This window comes from Paraburkholderia sp. SIMBA_054 (assembly GCF_046534875.1).
In the GTDB taxonomy this organism is placed as follows: Bacteria; Pseudomonadota; Gammaproteobacteria; order Burkholderiales; family Burkholderiaceae; genus Paraburkholderia; species Paraburkholderia hospita.
The window spans coordinates 1-262 of the sequence record NZ_JAWRXV010001015.1; the positions used below are offsets into that span (position 1 = coordinate 1).

Here is a 262-nt window from a genome sequence, read left to right on the forward strand (position 1 = left end):
GAAGCGCAAAACGCCGTGCGCAACACCATCGCGCGGTATATGGCACTGTGCGATGTACCGGCGCGCGCGCTCGAACACGAATCGCTCGCGGCACTATTCACCGATGACGCCGTGTGGGAAGGCATCGGCCCGCAGTATGCGAACAAGTTCGGCCGCTTGCAGGGACCGGCGGACATCGTCGCGATGTTGCAACGCTACCTGCCGCCCACGCCGCACTTCGCGACCAACGTTCATTTTCTGACGAGCGAGCATATCGAAGTAG

The 262-nt window shown here is 61.8% G+C and carries 1 protein-coding gene; it reads left to right on the forward strand.

What is annotated here, in order from left to right:
• Positions 1-262: nuclear transport factor 2 family protein (locus SB822_RS58210; RefSeq protein WP_410859257.1), on the forward strand; the 262-nt coding region annotated here is incomplete at both ends.